Annotated in this window: 18 protein-coding genes; 5 read left to right on the forward strand and 13 right to left on the reverse strand. The window is 67.5% G+C overall.

What is annotated here, in order from left to right; genetic code table 11:
• Position 1: 1 nt before the first annotated feature.
• The 5 genes from CRO01_RS09625 to CRO01_RS09645 are packed head-to-tail and all read right to left on the reverse strand — an operon-like array spanning position 2 to position 5,579.
• Positions 2 to 472 carry a DUF7283 family protein gene (locus tag CRO01_RS09625; RefSeq protein ID WP_097008909.1) on the reverse strand — a complete coding sequence of 157 codons (471 nt, stop codon included), beginning with the start codon at positions 470 to 472 and terminating at the stop codon, positions 2 to 4.
• A gap of 53 nt (positions 473 to 525) precedes the next feature.
• Complete coding sequence (locus tag CRO01_RS09630; RefSeq protein WP_218839166.1) at positions 526 to 2,343, reverse strand: type II secretion system F family protein; 1,818 nt, start codon at positions 2,341 to 2,343, stop codon at positions 526 to 528.
• Positions 2,343 to 4,307 (reverse strand): ATPase, T2SS/T4P/T4SS family, encoded by a 1,965-nt coding sequence (locus CRO01_RS09635; protein ID WP_097008911.1) that lies wholly within the window; start codon positions 4,305 to 4,307, stop codon positions 2,343 to 2,345. Before CRO01_RS09635 ends, CRO01_RS09630 begins: the two co-directional genes overlap by 1 nt.
• Before the next feature lie 52 nt (positions 4,308 to 4,359).
• Positions 4,360 to 4,824, reverse strand: a complete 465-nt coding sequence (locus tag CRO01_RS09640) for a DUF7311 family protein (protein WP_097008912.1) — start codon at positions 4,822 to 4,824, stop codon at positions 4,360 to 4,362.
• Positions 4,821 to 5,579, reverse strand: coding sequence for a DUF7310 family coiled-coil domain-containing protein (locus CRO01_RS09645; RefSeq protein ID WP_097008913.1), 759 nt, complete (start codon positions 5,577 to 5,579; stop codon positions 4,821 to 4,823). Before CRO01_RS09645 ends, CRO01_RS09640 begins: the two co-directional genes overlap by 4 nt.
• A gap of 78 nt (positions 5,580 to 5,657) precedes the next feature.
• Here CRO01_RS09645 and CRO01_RS09650 point away from each other — a divergent pair, with 78 nt between their 5' ends.
• A complete protein-coding gene (locus CRO01_RS09650; RefSeq protein ID WP_097008914.1) occupies positions 5,658 to 6,737 on the forward strand; it encodes a tubulin/FtsZ family protein in 1,080 nt (359 codons plus the stop codon).
• 101 nt (positions 6,738 to 6,838) lie between these two features.
• On the opposite strand, the gene CRO01_RS09655 is transcribed toward CRO01_RS09650, so the two are convergent.
• From CRO01_RS09655 to CRO01_RS09660, 3 genes are all read right to left on the reverse strand, one after another.
• Complete coding sequence (locus tag CRO01_RS09655; protein WP_097008915.1) at positions 6,839 to 8,179, reverse strand: alkaline phosphatase family protein; 1,341 nt, start codon at positions 8,177 to 8,179, stop codon at positions 6,839 to 6,841.
• 138 nt (positions 8,180 to 8,317) lie between these two features.
• Complete coding sequence (locus tag CRO01_RS17025; protein ID WP_259370014.1) at positions 8,318 to 8,452, reverse strand: hypothetical protein; 135 nt, start codon at positions 8,450 to 8,452, stop codon at positions 8,318 to 8,320.
• Between the two features lie 208 nt (positions 8,453 to 8,660).
• Complete coding sequence (locus CRO01_RS09660; RefSeq protein WP_097008916.1) at positions 8,661 to 9,206, reverse strand: inorganic diphosphatase; 546 nt, start codon at positions 9,204 to 9,206, stop codon at positions 8,661 to 8,663.
• Positions 9,207 to 9,420: 214 nt separating this feature from the next.
• Here CRO01_RS09660 and CRO01_RS09665 point away from each other — a divergent pair, with 214 nt between their 5' ends.
• Positions 9,421 to 9,777 (forward strand): PadR family transcriptional regulator, encoded by a 357-nt coding sequence (locus CRO01_RS09665; RefSeq protein WP_097008917.1) that lies wholly within the window; start codon positions 9,421 to 9,423, stop codon positions 9,775 to 9,777.
• Here the strand turns inward: CRO01_RS09665 and CRO01_RS09670 are convergent.
• Both CRO01_RS09670 and rnhA read right to left on the reverse strand, forming a co-directional pair.
• Positions 9,774 to 10,328: a DUF7108 family protein gene (locus CRO01_RS09670; RefSeq protein ID WP_097008918.1), complete on the reverse strand. Its 555-nt coding sequence runs from the start codon at positions 10,326 to 10,328 to the stop codon at positions 9,774 to 9,776. The genes CRO01_RS09665 and CRO01_RS09670 overlap by 4 nt on opposite strands.
• Before the next feature lie 22 nt (positions 10,329 to 10,350).
• Positions 10,351 to 10,944, reverse strand: a complete 594-nt coding sequence (gene rnhA, locus CRO01_RS09675) for a ribonuclease HI (RefSeq protein ID WP_097008919.1) — start codon at positions 10,942 to 10,944, stop codon at positions 10,351 to 10,353.
• A gap of 177 nt (positions 10,945 to 11,121) precedes the next feature.
• On the opposite strand from rnhA, the gene CRO01_RS09680 reads away from it, so the two are divergent.
• A complete protein-coding gene (locus tag CRO01_RS09680; protein WP_097008920.1) occupies positions 11,122 to 12,087 on the forward strand; it encodes a transcription initiation factor IIB in 966 nt (321 codons plus the stop codon).
• A 105-nt stretch (positions 12,088 to 12,192) separates the two neighbouring features.
• Here the strand turns inward: CRO01_RS09680 and CRO01_RS09685 are convergent, their stop codons facing one another.
• Entirely contained in the window at positions 12,193 to 12,723 is a 531-nt protein-coding gene (locus tag CRO01_RS09685) for a hypothetical protein (protein WP_097008921.1), read from the reverse strand.
• A gap of 117 nt (positions 12,724 to 12,840) precedes the next feature.
• Between CRO01_RS09685 and nreA the strand changes: the two genes are divergently transcribed.
• Positions 12,841 to 14,148 carry a DNA repair protein NreA gene (nreA, locus tag CRO01_RS09690; protein WP_097008922.1) on the forward strand — a complete coding sequence of 436 codons (1,308 nt, stop codon included), beginning with the start codon at positions 12,841 to 12,843 and terminating at the stop codon, positions 14,146 to 14,148.
• 12 nt (positions 14,149 to 14,160) lie between these two features.
• Here the strand turns inward: nreA and CRO01_RS09695 are convergent, their stop codons facing one another.
• A complete protein-coding gene (locus CRO01_RS09695) occupies positions 14,161 to 14,658 on the reverse strand; it encodes a hypothetical protein (protein ID WP_097008923.1) in 498 nt (165 codons plus the stop codon).
• Positions 14,659 to 14,961 (reverse strand): ribbon-helix-helix domain-containing protein, encoded by a 303-nt coding sequence (locus CRO01_RS09700; RefSeq protein ID WP_097008924.1) that lies wholly within the window; start codon positions 14,959 to 14,961, stop codon positions 14,659 to 14,661.
• Positions 14,962 to 15,133: 172 nt separating this feature from the next.
• Here CRO01_RS09700 and CRO01_RS09705 point away from each other — a divergent pair, with 172 nt between their 5' ends.
• The gene (locus CRO01_RS09705; RefSeq protein ID WP_179747452.1) at positions 15,134 to 16,510 is read left to right on the forward strand and encodes a hypothetical protein; all 1,377 of its coding nucleotides are present in this window, start codon (positions 15,134 to 15,136) and stop codon (positions 16,508 to 16,510) included.
• Positions 16,511 to 16,556 lie beyond the last annotated feature (46 nt).

The following is a 16,556-nucleotide window of genomic DNA, read 5'->3' on the forward strand; positions in this document are numbered from 1 at the left end:
CTCAGGCACCCACCAGCGTCGCGTCGATGTCGTCCCAGCTCACCGTCCGCACCGAAAGGCGATCGGGCGAGACGCGCCACGACGGATCGCGTGCTCGGGCCCGATCCAGCGCCTCGTCGAACGCTTCGGGCGACTCGAAGACGTGATCCGGCCGGGCGCCACGGAGCAGTTCCCAGAGCATAGTTCCCTCACGAACCGGCGTGACGGGGCCGTAGGCCAGCGTCTCGAAAGCCGCTTCGTCACCGGATCGGACGCCGATACGGTCGGATTCGATCCGGACCGCATCGGCCGAGAGCGGATAGGTTCCGGTTCCGGTGTGGCGGCTTCCCGCGACGGCGTCGACGGCGTTGGCCGGGCCCGCGGCGTCCGGCGGCGGTCCGTCGGGCAGTTGTGCGACGATTCCGACGAGCGACGCCCCGAGTAGGGAGAGCCCGATCCAGACGTACCACGCGTCGGCTGGCGAGTCGAACATGGCCCGCTCTCGCCGCCCGATCCGGTATAAATGCCGGCTCGGTGTGGCGTCGGTCAGACCACCAGCCCGGCGGCGACGAACGCCGTCAGATAGATCGCGGTCGCCGACAGCACGGCGCCGCCGACGCGGTAGCCGACCAGTGCGCGGTCGAGTCCCCGTTCGAGGCCGATCGCCAGCGCGGTCAGGATCGCCGCCAGCGCGAGCGCGTACGCGCCGACGACCGGGCCGAGCACCGCGGTCGGCACGGCCTCGGCGCCGTCGCCCAGCGCCGCCATCCGGTCGGACAGCGCCACGGTGACGCCGGCGACCAGCGGGCCGAAGATCGTCGCCGTGCTCCGGAGCGTGCCGGTGATCGTCGCAAGCTCCCGTCGTGCCTCGTCCTCGACCGACCGGAGCTCTTCGAGGTGGCCGGCCATCGAGACGATCGCGGTCCCGGCCGGCTTCCCCTCGCGGGCGGCCAGCGCCAACAGCGTCGCCGTGCTCCGGGCGCGCGGGCTGGGAACGTCCGCGAGCGCGCCCTGATCGCCGAGGAACGACGCCCGGACGCCGATGCGAAGCTGGCGCTGGCGGCCGGCGGCGTCGGCGAGCATCGTGCCGGTCGCGCCGTCGAGTCGCTCGCCAGCCCGTTCGATCGCCGTCTCGACGGCGGCGCCGTTTCGTACCTCGCGTCCGACGAGATAGAGGGCGTCTGGCAGTCCGTCCTCGACCGCACGCACGTGGTCTCGAACTGACGCAATGGGTCGATACCACCACGCCAGCCCCGCGCCGACGCCACAGCCGACGCCGGCGAGCGCACCTGCCCAGCCGCCGATGGCGCTTCCCGCGACGGCGCCGCCGCTGACAGCCCCTACGAGGCCGACGGCGAGGGGTCGCCACCACGCCCCAGTCACGTCTGGATGCGAGCGATCGACCGGCGGTGGCGGGAACGCGACGGGACGCCGAAGCAAGAGCCAGCACGCGCCTACGAGCACGACGCCGGGGAGCACGCCGCAGTAGACGACCACCAGCACAGGCGCGGAGATCGGTACGCCGGCCAAGCGTGCTGCGGGCGCGACCGCGATCAACGCCAGCGGGAGCAAGACGCCGAAGGCGTACAGCGCGGTCGCCGGCTCCCGGATCGAGCCGGCGAAGCCGGCCATCCGATCGCGCGTCCCGTCGAGCACGGCCCGGAGCGCCCGATCGAGCGATCGGGAGCGCTCCGTGGCGCCCGCCGTCGCCGCGGCGTCGAGCAGCGTCACCGCCCGCCCGAGTTCCGGGAACCAGCGCTCCCACTCCGCGGCGAAGCCGTCGAAGCCCGCGCGTGCGGTTCCCTCGGCCCGGCTGGCGTGGCTGGCGAGGCTCTCGGCGAGCGGTCCGTCGCCCGTCTCGGCGGCGAACGCGGCGGCAGACTCGGCGGTCGGCGTCACCCGCATTCTGAGGACCGCCCGGCCGACGATGCTGGGTGCGGCCCCCAGCGCCAGCGCGCGCCGGGCCGCGGCGAGCACGGGCGGAAGGCGATGGACGGCGTGGATTGCCCCGAGCGCGGCGACGAGCACGAACAGGACGGCTGCGGGGCGGAACGCCGGCGGCGCCAGCAAGACTGTCGGCGTCAGTGCGACGGCTGCGACCACGGCGGCGCCGTACCCCGCTTCGACGACGGTTGCGGGGCCGACCGGCAGGTCGAGAAAGGCGAGCGCCCGCCGGAGTTCGACGCTCGCGGTTTCGCTGCCGGGCTCGCCTGCTGCGTTGGCAGACGCGGACGCCGCGGCGTCGCCGGCATCGGTCCGACGCCGCACCCCACCGGATCTGCCGGGTGTGGGACGTGTCCTGTTTTCCCCATCTACGTCGACCGGCGAGACACGGGCGAGCGCGTACAGCAGTCGCGCCAGCATCACTTGCCGGCCTCGCCGTCGACCTCGGCCCGGTCGCTGTGCTCGTTCTCTCTGAGGGCGTCGCGTTCATCCCGCCGGCGCACACCGTAAGCGGTCGCCACGTCGGCCGGTCGAGTTCTACTCTCCGTCACCAGACGCTCCAGTTCGGCTTCGCGGTCCGACAGCAGTTTGCGGATATCGGCGTAGGACTCCCCTGAGCGCCGGAGCCGGTCGAGCAGCCGGCTCTCGCCGCGCCCGATGCGCCCGGTCGGTTCGAGGATGCCGTCGTGCAGTTCGAACAGCGACGCGAACGCGACGCCGTCCTCCCGGTCGAGCACTTCCTCGACGCGCTCGACACGGCGTGCGCGCCCCTCGGGGCCCTCGTAGGCCGCGACCGTAACGACGAGGTCCGTCACCGCGAAGGAGGACTCGGGCACGTCGAGGTCGGCGACGACGCGCTCGCGGACCGACGCGCCGCCGTCGCCGTGGATCGTTCCGAGGACGGCACTGCCGCTGGCGCCGACGCGCATCGCCTCGTAGAGCACTTGGGCCTCCTCGCCGCGGACTTCGCCCAGTACGAGCGCGCCCTCGCCGAGGCGGAGCGCCGTCCTGAGCGCCGCGGTCGGCGTGATGCCCGGCCCGTCGTCGGCGTCGACCGCGGTCGTTAGCTGCTGTACGTCTCGATCTGTGTCCAGGAGGGCGCCGACGGGCAGCTCGGGCGTGTCTTCGATGACGACCGTCCGCGTCGCGGGCGACAGTTCCCACAGCAGGGCGCCGAGCAGCGTCGTCTTGCCGGCGCCGCGGGTGCCGGCGATCAGCCCGGCGCAGGATCGTTCGACGGCGACCGAGAGCAACGCGGCGGCGTCGGGCGGGAGCGTTCCGTTGGCCACGAGCGCGGGGATCGTCAGCGGCTCGTCGCCCTGATCGCGGAAGACGAAGGCGTCGCCGTCGCTGACGGGATCGGTGACGCCCGCGACGCGGACCGTCCGGTCGTCTCCGATCTCGGCAGAGGCGGCCAGCGTCGGGCTGGCACGCGAGAACGCCCGGCCGCTCGCGCGGCGGAACCGGGAGGCAAGCGCCGCGGCGTCCTGCTCGGTGAGCCGAACGTTCGTCGGGAGCCGGTCGCCGTCGAACAGCACGCGCACCGGGTTGTCATCGACCGGCGCGGTGGCGAACACGTCCGAGACGGCGGGGTCAGAGAGGAGATCGGAGACGGCGCCGAACCCGCGCGTGTGCTTTTCGAGGATCTCGGTCAGTTCGGTGACAGGAGTCCCCTCGTCGGCGACGCGCCGGACGGCACGGCCGGGCGCCCGATCCTCGCCGTCGACGCCGCCCGCTGCGAGCAGTCGATAGGCCGCGGCGAGCGTCGCTCGCGCGTCGGCATCGAGACGCCACGACGCGGGCAACAGGTGGTAGGTTCGACCGGCGCCCGGCCGCTCGTAGATCCGGGCGTCGCTGCCGGTATCGAGCGACCGCGTGTCGAGTAGTCGACCGTCGGCTGGCGGTCTAGCCGCAACCCGGGCGCCGGCGACCGTCGGCCCGACGTAGGGCCGGAGCGCTGTCTCGTAGCTCGCCGCCGACTCGGCGACGGCGGCCAGCCCGGTTTCGGCGGCGACGCCGCTGATTTGCGATCCTCTGGCGTCGGCGTCGCGGCTGGCTCGCAGCGGATCGCGGCGTGCACGCTCGGCGAGTCGTTCGTCGCGAAACGCGATCCGCTCGGCGAACCGGCCCGCGGCGACCAGCAGGGCGGCAGCGCGGTCCTCGTAGGCGCGTTCGACGCCGTCGGTGCGCGTCACCACGCGCTCGGCGTCGCGCTCGGTCAGCGCGTCGACGACGGTTGCCCGACACTTCTCGCTCTCGGCGAGTTTACCGGCGCCCGCGCAGTCGCCGGCATCCACCCTGAGCGTCTCACCGTCGAACGCCGGGCGACAGCCACAGTACCCGTCGTCGCCGCCACCTCTGATACGATCGAGTAGCTTCCGCATGGCCGGTCCTCGCCGCGAGTTCCGGTATAAATCTGCGCCCGGTCGGTCCGGATTATCTCTCGGACGCGATGCGCTCGACGACGATTCGACGGCGCTCGTCTTCGTGCAGCGAGAGGGCGATTTCGTGCGGGCCCGCTCCGTCGAGTTCGACCGGCGTGTCGCCGTCGGTAGTGATCGCAACGGGGGTGCTGATGCGACGGACGCGCCGCTTGCCGCCGCCGATTCGGTAGCTGAACAGCAGTGTGCGTTCGGACCGCGCGTCGAGCCGGGCAGCGTCGATCTCGGCTTCGTCCCAGCCGCCGCCCGGAAGTTCGATCTCGACGACGCGACGGGCGCCGGGCCGCCCCTCCGGAACTGCCTCGTCGGCCGCGACCGAGCGCGCGGCGGCTTCGAGACGGTCGACAGCAGTCTCGATCCCCCCGTTGGCGCGGCGCACGCGAGCCCGGTCGATTCCCGGCGTCGCGGCGGCTGCCAGCGCGGCCGACAGCAGGGTGGCCAGCAGCGTGCGACGGATCACAGCGCGTTCCTGAGCCGGGCGACGATCCCCTGCTCGTCGACGTCCTCGATCGGGTCAGCGTCACGCTCGTCGCTGTGGTGGTTCTCTGGTTGGTCGGGCCGAGTGGTGTGGTCGTCGCCTCGGGTGACGCCGCAGTGAGGACAGTGGCGACGGGTATCGGCGGATCGGGGGGTAGCAGTCTGCGACCCGGCGGGCTGACGTTGCTGTCGAGGCTGCCTCGGAGCGTTTCGTGTTCGGTGGTCGGTCGCGTGCTCTGTTGCAGCCCCGTCGCCTCTCGTGGGCGGTCGCCGGCGATCACCGGGCCGGTCGGTGCCGCGTGGGGAGGGATCGGGGCTCGGAGTGGCGTCGTCGCGGCCGATGTCCGAGGTATCACCACCGCGATCAGCGTCTGGGCGGGAACCATCGCTCTCGGCGTCTTGCGACGGCTTCGGCATCTCGACGCCGCCGTCTTGCAGTCTCTTCTCGACGGCGTCGAGGCGCTCCCTGATGTCGTCGAGCCCGTCTTCGGCATCGTCGACGGCCGCCAGCGCAGCGTCGGCTCGTGCCGCGAGATCGTCGTCAGTCGAGCGCACTTCGCCGACGTAGCCCCGAACCGCTTGCAGTCCGGCTTCGATCTCTGCCGTCGTCGATTCGAGGTCGTCGACGCGCTCGGTCAGTTCGCCCGTCGGATCGACGAGATCAGCGTCGGCGTCACCGTCGGCGACAGCACGCTCGACAGCTCTGAGTCGCTCGTCTACCGCGTCGATGTCGGTCACGGTCCGGGGTCGCCGCCCGATCCGACATAAGGGTGTGGTAGCACAAGGTTCATGGCCGCCGCCCGAATTGGCAACTGTATGAAAGTCGCCCTCGTCGGCGTCGGACAGGCTGGTGGCAAGGTGACCGAAGCCATCGCCGCGTTCGACGACCAGATGGACTTCGGCGCGGTGCGTGGCGCCCTCGCGGTCAACAGCGCACAGGCGGACCTCCGATCGCTTTCGCTGGATACCGTGCTCGTCGGGCAGGACCGGGTGAACGGACACGGCGTCGGAGGCGACAACGAACTCGGCGCCGAAGTGATGCAGGCAGACGCGAATCAGGTGATGAGTTCGCTCGACGGCCGAATCACCGCCGAGGCCGAAGCGATCGTCGTCGTTGCGGGGCTCGGCGGCGGCACCGGCAGCGGCGGCGCGCCCGTGCTCGCCCGCGAACTCTCGAAGGTCTACAGCGTCCCCGTCTACGCGCTCGGCATCCTGCCGGGCCGCGACGAGGGCTCGCTGTATCAGGCCAACGCCGGGCGCTCGCTGAAGACGCTGACGCGGGAAGCCGACGCGACCCTACTGATCGACAACGACGCGTGGCACGACGCCGGCGAGAGCGTCGAGGGCGCGTTCGATGCGATCAATCAGGAAATCGCCCGTCGGGTCGGGCTGTTGCTGGCCTCCGGCGAGGCCGTCGAAGGCGTCGGCGAGAGCGTCGTCGACTCCAGCGAAGTGATCAACACGCTGCGCGACGGCGGCGTCGCCGCGCTGGGCTACGCCAGCGCCGCCGCCAGCGACGACAGCGCCGACAACATCAACACGGTCACGAGCACCGCTCGGAAGGCGCTCTTTACCGGCACCAGCCTGCCCGACGCGACGACGGCCGACGCAGCCTTGCTGGTCGTCGCCGGCAAGCCCGAGGCCATCCCGCGCAAGGGCGTCGAGCGCGCTCGCCGGATGGTCGAGGACGAAACCGGCAGTCTGCAGGTCCGAGGCGGGGACTTCCCGCTGCAGTCCGACCAACTGGCCGCGCTGGTGCTGCTCGGCGGCGTCGAGCGCTCCGACCGGATCGACGAGTTCATGCAGCGCGCGCGGGAGGCCCAGAAGGCTGAAAACGAACCCGAGCGCGACCCGACCGAACAGTTCCAGAACGACGAACTCGACGGCCTGTTTTAGCGGTCAGTCCCCCGATTTCGTTTGTGCCCCTCGACGCGGTGGCTTCGGCGCCGAGCGACGCCGCTGGTCGACCGCTTGCGGGATGAAAAAGACAGCGTCGCCTACAGCAGCGTCGCGCCGTCGAAGTCAGCGCGACCGTACTCGATGTCGAGCAGGTCGAGCAGCGTCGGCGTGATGTCGAACAGGTCGGCACCTTTGACCGTCGCCTCGGGATCGTCGATGAACAGGCAGGCGTTGTCGAAGCTGTGCATTCCGTTGCGCGGGCCCTTGCCGAACACGTCCTCGTGGCCCTTGAAGCCGGCCTTGAGGTCGTAGCCGTGGTTCGGGATCACGACCAGATCGGGCGCGATGTCGTCGTGGTCGCCGCGGAAGGCGTCTTCTTTCTCGACGACGCGGTCGGCCACCGGTCCGTGGGGGCCTTCGAGCGCTTCGAGTTCCTCCTTGAGTTCCTGTCGGACCTCTTCGTAGTCTTCCTCGGGGACGCTCCCGCGGGGCTCGCGGCCCTCCAGATTGATGTAGAAGCGACCGGGAATCAGCGAGTACGCCGTCGTGTCGTCGGAGATGTCGCCCAGTTCCTCGTGATCGTCGTCCTCGAAGTCGAGCCAGCCGTTCTCTTCGAGCCACGCGTTGCAGTGGACCTCGTGTTCGAGCGTCGTGAAGCCGTGGTCGGAGGCGACGACCATCGTCACGTCTTCGGGAAGTTGCTCGCGCAGTTGGCCGAGATAGTCGTCGAGTTTGCGGTAGAACTCGAGGAACTCCTCTTTGTACTCGCCGTCTTTCTCGTAGTGCTCGAACAGGAAGTGGTTGACACGATCGGTCGTCATGAAGACGCCGAAAAACAGATCCCAGTCGTCCTGCTCGACGTAGTTCGAGAACGCCTCGTACCGGGCGTCGAGCGTCTTGTGGGCGTTCTCGATGAACGCGGACTTGTCGTCGTCGTGGCCGAGCTTGGCGTTGGCGTCGATCTTGTAATCGATGCCGTCCAGATACTCGGCCAGCTCGTCGGGGTAGGCGGCCTTGTCGATACCCGGCGAGAGGAACCCAGAGACCATCCGCTGGACGTTTCGCTGTGGCGGGAACGTGACGGGGACGTTCATCACGGTGGCGTCGCGGCCCTCCTCTTGGGCGATGTCCCAGACGCGGTCGGCCTGCACGTCCCGACCCATCGGAACGTAGGTGTCGTAGGAGCCGACTTCGCGGTCCTGAAAGCCGTAGACGCCCGTCTCGCCGGGATTCTTCCCGGTCGTCAGGCCCGGCCAGCAGGCGGAGGATTCGGGCGGGACGATGCTGTCTATCGGACCGGCGGCGCCGTCCTCGGCCAGCGCCGCCAGATTCTCGAACTCGTCGAAGTGGTCCGCGAGCAGGCTATACGGTACGCCGTCGATGCCGAAAAAGGCGACACGCGGGGCGTCGTCGCCGCGCAACCGATCGAAGAGACCCATGTTGCCCCCTTGAGTGGACTGATACAAGAAGGTTCTTTTCGGGTGCGAGAACGGCCGCTCGTCGCCGATCGCGTCAATGCTTGCAGGAGTCGAGCCGTCGCGGCGTCGAGACGCCGCCGCGCACGCTCTCCGGACGGGTCACTCCTCGTCGCGGTCCTCGGCGTCCGGCGTCGTCTCCGAATCGAAGTTGACCGGAACGACGGTCGGATGAGCGATGCCGACGCTGGGCCCGTCTTCGCGGCGATCGTCCGAGGGCGGTGTTCTCGTAGCCATCACGGCTGGACGTAGGAGTGGGACGCCCAAAAGATTACCCATGCTCATAACACATGACCGGATCGGCGCAGTATTCCTCCGGTGCATGTGGGCGACGCCGAAACCGCGCGACGCCGCCGTGGAGACGCCAGTGTTGGCTGTCGGGGCGATCTGGCGACCGGCCAGCGGCGTCACGACGGCGCTGAAAAAACGAAGTTCGAACGACGGCTCAGTTGCGCGGGCTGTCGAAGTTCTCGTCGTAGAGGTCCATCGCGTGTTCGATGGCGTCCTTCGCGGCGTCTTTGTCCTCCCAGCCGAGCGTCTCGACTTCCTTGCCCGCTTCGAGGTTCTTGTAGGTCTCGAAGAACTCCTCGATCTCGTCGAGCTGCTGGTCCGAGAGGTCTTCGAGGCCCTCGACGTGGTCGTAGCGGGGGTCCTCAGTGGGGACGGCGATGACCTTGTCGTCTTGCTCGCCGTCGTCGTCCATCTTCATCAGTGCGACCGGACGGGCCTCGATCACGCAGCCGGGGAACGTCTGGTCCTCGACGAGCACGAGCACGTCGAAGGGGTCCTCGTCGTCGTAGTACGACCGCGGGATGAACCCGTAGTCCGAAGGGTAGTGAACGTTCGAGTGGAGCACGCGGTCGAGCACGACGCCGGGCACGTCCTTGTCGTACTCGTACTTGTTGCGCTCGCCTTTGAGACACTCGACGACTGCGTAGATCTCTTCGGGCGGGTTCGGTCCCGTCTCCAGATCTTCCCAGAGGTTCGTCATTGCAGGTACGGATCGTCGAGGCGGCCAAAAAGCATTTTCGGCATTGCCCCGAGCATCAATACGGACAAAAACGGCCACGAAACGACGGTGTCGGCCGGACGCGAGTTGCGAACGGCCGTCCCGTTCCAGTGGCTACTGACCCGCATATTACGAATTGATATCGAAGAATAGTTACGAAGTGTTAAATATCCTGGTTACATTCACACACTCAGCCATGTCAGAGGCACGGACAATCACCGAACAGGGAGTCGCACGCGACCTGACAGCGTTTCAGCGAAATATTCTAACCATTCTCGCCGAAGAACCGATGTACGGTCTCGCAATCAAGCGAGAGCTTGAATCGTACTACGGCGACGAAGTGAACCACGGGCGCCTGTACCCCAATCTCGACGAGCTCGTCGAACTGGGTTTCGTCGAGAAGAGCGAACTCGACAAGCGAACGAACCAGTACGAACTCACCGACGACGGTGAAGCTGCGGTGTTCGACCAGTTCGAATGGGCCCTCTCGAAGGTCGTCACCGACGAGAATCGAGCAGAGGACCTCCGAACGCTCGTCGACGACCAGCTCTAAAACTCGGGGAGTCGGGCGTCTGCAGTCTCGAAGACGAGTTCGATCGACCGATCGATTTCGGCCTGTTGCGTTTCGGACGGCCACGCGTTACGTGGGAAATACTCGCTGAGAAACGTCTGGATTTCCTCACCCGTGGCCGATTCGACCGGCTTGGCCAGATGGTTCTGCATGAAATCGGCGAACGCAGCGGCGTTGTCGCCGTGTACGTCGCCGTGTGCGTCCCGTACCTGCTCGGCGATCGCCTCGTTGTGGTCCCGCACGTCGTCCCACTCGTCGGGGTCGCCGGGGCCTTCGAGTGAGATCTCGGTCGCACGATCGGTGTCCTCGATCCGATCGGGATGGATCCGGCCGTCCTCGATCCACTCCTCGGGATGTAACACGAGCACGTCGCCCGTCTCGTCCTCGCGGATTCGGGCGGTGAACTCGTGGTTGTCGAGCAGACTCGCTCGTCTGCGGCGGTAGGCCGCCGCCTCGTCCTCGTCGACGGCTTCCCGGGCGAGTCTGGTCAGGCGCTCTGCTTCCTCACTGACATCTGTCGGTAGCTCTGACATCGTGATGTGGTCGCCGGATCGGTCACTCGCCGTCCAGCGCCTCGTTTGCCAAGTCGTCGGCGCGCTCGTTTATCTCCCGCGGTACGTGTTCGAGCGACCACGTCTCGAATCGGTCGAGCAGTTCCCGCGCTTTGACTCGTCGCTCACGGAGTCCCGGATCGTTCGTGTCCCACTGGCCCGTGACCTGCTTGACGATCAGTTCCGAGTCACCCCGAACGTCGACCTCGTCGAAGCCGTAGTCGGCCGCCATCTCCAGCGCGCGCACGAGCGCCTCGTACTCCGCGCGGTTGTTCGTCGTCTCACCGATACGCTCGCCGCCCTCCGCGACGATGCCGTCGCTGGTGACGATCGCCCAGCCGACCGCCGCCGGGCCGGGGTTGCCACGGCTCGCCCCGTCGAAATAGACGTGGGCCCGGCCGCCTTCCTCGCGCAGGATCGCCTCGATGTCCTGTGGATTTGCTCCCTGAATCACGACCTTGCCGTCGTAGGCGACGGCCGTGGCGTCTCCCCGCGAGGCGCGCCATCGCTCGTGGTCGGTGTTGCCCTCGGCCACCTCGACGCCCGCGTCGAGAAGCCGCTCCCGAGCGCGCTCGGCGTCACATTCGATCGTCGGCATTGACGGAAGGTCAAGCGATTCGGGATATATGTGTTTCCGTTCTCGATCGCCCGTTACTACCGGTAATCGGCCGCAGTCTTCCGATTCGATGATTTCGGCCCCTATTCTGTCCTCTGGGATAGAATAGAATTCCCACCGAGGGTTTAAGTGCCTCGATGATACTACTATAAAAGTGCGATGACACGGTCCACCCGCCAGCGGGAGCGCGAACACGAGACGGAGCAAGGAGAGGAGGAGGAAGAGGGGGTCCGGGAGTGTCCCGAGTGCAACTCCGATAACCTCGTTAAGAGCTCCGACAGGGGCGAACTCGTCTGTAACGACTGTGGCCTCGTGGTCGAAGAGGAGAAGATCGACCCCGGTCCAGAGTGGCGCGCATTCAACCATCAGGAGCGCCAAGAGAAGTCGCGCGTGGGCGCCCCGACCACGCAGACGATGCACGACAAAGGATTGACAACGACGATCGACTGGAAAGACAAGGACGCCTACGGTCGCTCTATCTCCTCGAAGAAGCGGAGTCAGATGCACCGGCTGCGCAAGTGGCAGGAGCGAATTCGGACCAAAGACGCCGGCGAGCGTAATCTACAGTTCGCGCTCAGCGAGATCGACCGGATGGCCTCCGCGCTGGGGGTCCCCCGCTCGGTACGCGAGGTCGCCTCGGTGATCTATCGGCGCGCGCTCAAAGAAGACCTCATCCGCGGGCGCTCGATCGAGGGCGTCGCCACGTCGGCGCTGTACGCCGCCTGTCGGAAAGAAGGCATCCCGCGCAGTCTCGAAGAGATTTCGGAGGTCTCCCGGGTCGAGCGAAAGGAGATCGGCCGAACGTATCGCTACATCTCCCAAGAACTCGGCCTCGAGATGAAACCCGTCGACCCCAAAAAGTACGTCCCGCGCTTTTGCTCTGAACTCGAACTCTCCGAAGAGGTCCAGACGAAGGCCAACGAAATCATCGAGACGACGGCCGAGGAAGGACTACTCTCGGGCAAGTCCCCGACCGGCTACGCAGCCGCCGCCATCTACGCCGCCTCGCTGCTGTGCAACGAGAAAAAGACCCAACGCGAAGTCGCTGACGTTGCTCAGGTGACGGAAGTCACGATCCGGAACCGCTATCAAGAGCAGATCGAGGCGATGGGCATCCACAGTTAATCTCCCGCCTTCTTCACCGCTTTCCCGCATTCGGAGCACCTGCTGGTTTTGGACTCTGTCGACGCCGATCCGGCGTCATCGCGCCGAAGCCCGACCTCGATCGACTCACGCCGCGGCGTCGGATTCGTTCGACCAGTGCGTCGTCGACTCAGTCATCAATCGATTACAGCCGAGGTCGGGCCCAGACGTGGCCCCACCACAGCTCACTGTCTGTCCGTCGACGGTCGTTGCGACGCGGTGGCCGACGGTGTCGTCGCTGGCGTGGGTGTCGTACTCGATCCGGTACGCGATCCGACCGGGACACGTCTCGTTTGCGGTGGTCGTTTCGTGCGTTCGGAGGTCGATTCGGTACGTAGTGATCGCTGCGCCCTCGGGCGACGTTCTGCGGATCTGAGCCGAGAGTTCGGTCTCGGGCGTCGCCGTGTCGATCGTTCCGAACTCGGTACCGTCGGTCCCGCTGCTCGACGACGAGAATTTGCGGACATCGTCTTGACAGCCTCGATCGGTGATCTCGAACGACTCGATTTCGGGGGGACCTGTCGGCTCGGCGTCGCTCTGGAACGGCCCAGCACCGGCCAAGGCGGCGCCCGTGGCGACTGCTGCGAGTACGACAATGAGGAGGGACAACCGCTTCATATCCACACGCTTGTATTTGATACCCAATAGATCTATCCGTTCGATTGACACTCGGCCATCGACGCACCGACGCCGGGAGACGAACATTCATAGGCGCGACGCGCCAACTACTGGCGAATGCGGCTCGACGAGTTCGTCGAGGGACTGGAGCGCGACGAGGCCGCCGAGCGACGGCGTCTCGCCGAGGAGAAGTCCTACGAGATCACAGACTACATCGACCGCGTCGAGGACCGGTTCGAGGACGTCGTCACGGGCGACTCGCTGGTCGGCTCGACCTCGCCCTCGATCTTCGTCGGGCGAACGGGGTATCCCGACGTGTCGACGGGCGTGCTCTCGCCGGTCGGCGACGAGGACGACGCCGCGGACTACGTCACCGACGGGAACTGGTACCAGCAGGGCTACTCGATCGACGACGTGTTCCAGCGCCGGACCGGGCTGATGAACTCCCGTCGGCGCTCGAAAGTCGACGTGGAAGACGTTTGGGACGGCTTCGTCGGTGCCCAGCGCGAGGTCGCTATCGCCGACCGGCCGGTCGACGTGGAGATCGGACTCGACGGTAGGCCCGAACTGGACATGGACGTCGACGAGATCGCCGCGCCAACCGGCCCGAACGTCGACGCGAAGTCGGTCGATCTCACCGAGAACCCCTACGTCCCGAAACCGGTCAAAAAGACCCTCGAAGACGACGATTGGCAGGCCCAAGGCGCGATGACGTACCTCTATCGCCGCGGGTTCGACGTGTACGACATCAACAAGATCCTCTCGGCCGGCGCGCTCGGGCAGGGCGAGAATCGCAAACTCGTCCCGACGCGCTGGTCGATCACCGCGGTCGACGATACGATCGGTCAGTATCTCCGGGGCCAGATCCGCAACTCGCCGTCGATCGACGAGACGCAGGTCTGGTACAACGAGTTCATGGGCAACCGCTTCTGGATCGTCCTCTCGCCGGGGCAGTGGGAGTTCGAACTGGTCGAAATGAAAGCGCCCGGCAGCGTCTGGAATCCCAACACCGACACGGGCTACTGGATGTCGAGCGCCTCCGAGGGGTACGAGGGTCGCACCGGCTACGTCGACGAGACCGCCGGCGCGTACTACGCCTCCCGACTGGGCGTGCTCGAACACCTCGCCGACGAGGATCGGCAGGCAAAGTGCATCGTGCTTCGGGAAGTCACCGACGACTACTGGGCGCCCGTCGGCGTCTGGCAGATCCGCGAGAGCGTCCGGAACGCGTTCGACGCCGACGCCGGCCGCAAGTCACCGGCCGGTCCGGAGACGCCGCCAGAACTGGCCGGCGAGTACGCCACCGCCGAGAGCTTCCACGGGGCGATCAAAGGGCTCGGCCCGCAGCTGCCCGTCTCGATCGCAGACCTCCGCCGGAAGTCGGACATGGTGGCGGGGCTGCAGGCGCAGTTGACCGACTTCTGAGGGCGCCGGCGTCTACTCGATATCCTCGAACAGCGCCTCGGCCCGCCGGAAGATCGGCGCGCCGAGCCAGTCCCGACGCTCCGCGATGGTCTCGACTCGCTCTCGGGCGTCGTCGGCTTCGAGCACACCACGTTCGACCAGCGCTCGGAGGACGATCGGTGAGATTGCAACTTTCGCGTCCACCAGCGACTGCAGTTCGGGCAGCGCACGGAGATCGTCAGTGATCAGGAACTCGGCGCCGATGTCGGAGAGGAGCGACGCACAACTGGCTTCGCCGGCATCGACCCGTGAGGACATCACGCCCGGTTCGTCGATACAGTGAACGGACAACCGGTCGCGCGCTTCGAGCACGGTCCGTGCAGCGTCGGCGTGTTCGTCGTCGTACTCGGTCGTCGCCTCGATTTCGGACGTGACGACCGTCGTCGCGTGAACGTCGAACTCGGCGAGCACGACGCCGAGCGAATCGCCCGCGGCCAGCGAGAGCAGCGCGCTGGCGTCTGCGACGATCATCTACAGATCAGCGAGATCCTCGGCCAGCTCGTCGCCCTGATCGAGCAGCGTCTTCGAGGCCCGCACGGCTTCGGCGTCCTGCCGCCCGACGAACTCTTTCAACGTCGAGAACTCGATCTCGCCGTCCAGATACAGTTCGACGACGGCCTCGCGGAACGCCTCGTCGTCTTCGACGGTATCGAGGTACGCCCGGAGCGCCTCGGTGACGATCTCCGTTCGGTTCTTGTGTGTCACCTCGGCGGCGACATCGGCTTTCTCCAGCAGTTCGTCCGGTAGTCGGAAATTGACGTGTCTCGTTCCCATGTCGATGGCAACCCGTTGTAATTACGTTGTACCCACACTCGCCTAAGCGTTTCCCCGATCAAGGTGATCGGGCCGGGTGCTAGCCCATCTGCCCACGCGAGGACGCCGGAGCGCCTCGGTGACGAATATGTTCGGGACCACCCGGACGGACGCTCGGGCGCTATCCCCGCCTATGAGCGCCGTCCCCGGCAACGTCGACACCGACCGACAGCCGCCGATGACCGTTCCGTTGCGCCACTTCGTCGTCGCGCTGGCGTTTCTGCTGGCGGGGATCGTGCTGGGCCTCGGCGACGCCGCCGGTCGGGTTTCGGGACTGGCTGGACTGGCCCACGTCCACCTGTTGCTCGTGGGCTGGGTCTGTGTGACGATCATGGGCGCGATGACGCAGTTCGTGCCGGTCTGGTCCGGCGTCGAGTTACACTCCCGGCGGCTCGCGGTCGTCCAGCTCTGGCTCGTCACCGTCGGCCTCGTGGGCTTCGTCGTCGGCCTCCAGCAGTGGCGTCCCGCCGTCCTACCGTGGTTCGGCGCCGCGATGGTGCTCGGCTTCTGGACGTTCGCGTACAACGTCGGCCGGACGCTCGCGGCCGTCGAGCACTTCGACGTGACCGAACGGCACTTCGCCGCCGCGCTGGGGTTTTTCGTGCTCCTCACCACGCTCGGCCTCCTGCTCGCGCTCGATTTCGCCCGGCCGTTCCTGTTCGAGTTCGGCATCGCCCGCGGCGATGTCGTCGCGGCCCACGCCACGCTGGGGGTGTTCGGCGCCGTGCTCACAACCGTCGTCGGCGCGCTCTACCAGCTTGCGACGATGTTCACACAGACCGAACTCCACGGCGTCGACGTGTCGATCCGGCGATTCGAGGAAGTCGCGTATCCCGTCGGCGTCTTGGCACTCGCGGGCGGCCGACTCGCCGCTTCAGCGCCGATCGCCCGGCTCGGGGGAGCGCTCGTCGCGCTGAGCCTGCTCGGCGTCGGCGTCGTGCTCGCCAGACGACTCTACGAGACGCGCGTGGAGTGGACGCCGATGCTCTCGCGGTACGCCGTCGCCGCGCCGGCGCTGGCGCTGTGGGCGCTCCTGACCCTTCCGGCGTGGCTCCGGACGCCGCTCGACCCGGCCACCCGTTTCGGCGCGCCCGGCACCGGTCACTTGCTCGCGTTCGGCGCCGTCGGCTTCGTCGTGCTCGGCACGGTGTACCACGTCGTCCCCTTCATCGTCTGGGTCCACCGGTACAGCGACCTGCTCGGGTTCGAGGACGTGCCGATGATCGACGACCTCTACGACGACCGGCTCGCTGCGGCTGACTTCGCGCTGCTACTCGCCGGCTTCGCCGCGATCACGGCGTCGGACTGGCTCGCTGGCGACGCCCTCGGCGCCGCGGCGCTGACGGCGCCCGAGTGGCTGGTGCCCGTCGGCGGCGCGCTCGCAGGACTTGGCGCTGCGCTGTTCGTTGTCAACGTCGCGTTGGTGCTCCGGAACCACGGCCAGCACACGCTCCGCGAACTGCTGGTCGGCGGCGGGACCGACGGCGAGGACGCGTCGACGCCGGAGTAGCCGCGGCGGCGTGACGCCGAAGGAGACCTGTTCGCGGGACAGCGAC

This window comes from Natronoarchaeum philippinense, from assembly GCF_900215575.1.
Lineage (GTDB): Archaea > Halobacteriota > Halobacteria > Halobacteriales > Natronoarchaeaceae > Natronoarchaeum > Natronoarchaeum philippinense.

What these genes read in the sequence shown, in the direction of transcription:
- CRO01_RS09695 (WP_097008923.1), bottom strand. Translation starts at nt 14,658, where the DNA reads ATGATCGTCGCAGACGCCAGCGCGCTGCTCTCGCTGGCCGCGGGCGAT.
- rnhA (WP_097008919.1), bottom strand. Translation starts at nt 10,944, where the DNA reads ATGCCGACGATCGAATGTGACGCCGAGCGCGCTCGGGAGCGGCTTCTC.
- CRO01_RS09665 (WP_097008917.1), top strand. Translation starts at nt 9,421, where the DNA reads ATGTCAGAGGCACGGACAATCACCGAACAGGGAGTCGCACGCGACCTG.
- CRO01_RS09680 (WP_097008920.1), top strand. Translation starts at nt 11,122, where the DNA reads ATGACACGGTCCACCCGCCAGCGGGAGCGCGAACACGAGACGGAGCAA.
- CRO01_RS09705 (WP_179747452.1), top strand. Translation starts at nt 15,134, where the DNA reads ATGAGCGCCGTCCCCGGCAACGTCGACACCGACCGACAGCCGCCGATG.
- CRO01_RS09655 (WP_097008915.1), bottom strand. Translation starts at nt 8,179, where the DNA reads ATGGGTCTCTTCGATCGGTTGCGCGGCGACGACGCCCCGCGTGTCGCC.
- CRO01_RS09660 (WP_097008916.1), bottom strand. Translation starts at nt 9,206, where the DNA reads ATGACGAACCTCTGGGAAGATCTGGAGACGGGACCGAACCCGCCCGAA.
- CRO01_RS09670 (WP_097008918.1), bottom strand. Translation starts at nt 10,328, where the DNA reads ATGTCAGAGCTACCGACAGATGTCAGTGAGGAAGCAGAGCGCCTGACC.
- CRO01_RS09700 (WP_097008924.1), bottom strand. Translation starts at nt 14,961, where the DNA reads ATGGGAACGAGACACGTCAATTTCCGACTACCGGACGAACTGCTGGAG.
- nreA (WP_097008922.1), top strand. Translation starts at nt 12,841, where the DNA reads ATGCGGCTCGACGAGTTCGTCGAGGGACTGGAGCGCGACGAGGCCGCC.
- CRO01_RS09625 (WP_097008909.1), bottom strand. Translation starts at nt 472, where the DNA reads ATGTTCGACTCGCCAGCCGACGCGTGGTACGTCTGGATCGGGCTCTCC.
- CRO01_RS09635 (WP_097008911.1), bottom strand. Translation starts at nt 4,307, where the DNA reads ATGCGGAAGCTACTCGATCGTATCAGAGGTGGCGGCGACGACGGGTAC.
- CRO01_RS09650 (WP_097008914.1), top strand. Translation starts at nt 5,658, where the DNA reads ATGAAAGTCGCCCTCGTCGGCGTCGGACAGGCTGGTGGCAAGGTGACC.
- CRO01_RS09685 (WP_097008921.1), bottom strand. Translation starts at nt 12,723, where the DNA reads ATGAAGCGGTTGTCCCTCCTCATTGTCGTACTCGCAGCAGTCGCCACG.
- CRO01_RS17025 (WP_259370014.1), bottom strand. Translation starts at nt 8,452, where the DNA reads ATGGCTACGAGAACACCGCCCTCGGACGATCGCCGCGAAGACGGGCCC.
- CRO01_RS09630 (WP_218839166.1), bottom strand. Translation starts at nt 2,343, where the DNA reads ATGCTGGCGCGACTGCTGTACGCGCTCGCCCGTGTCTCGCCGGTCGAC.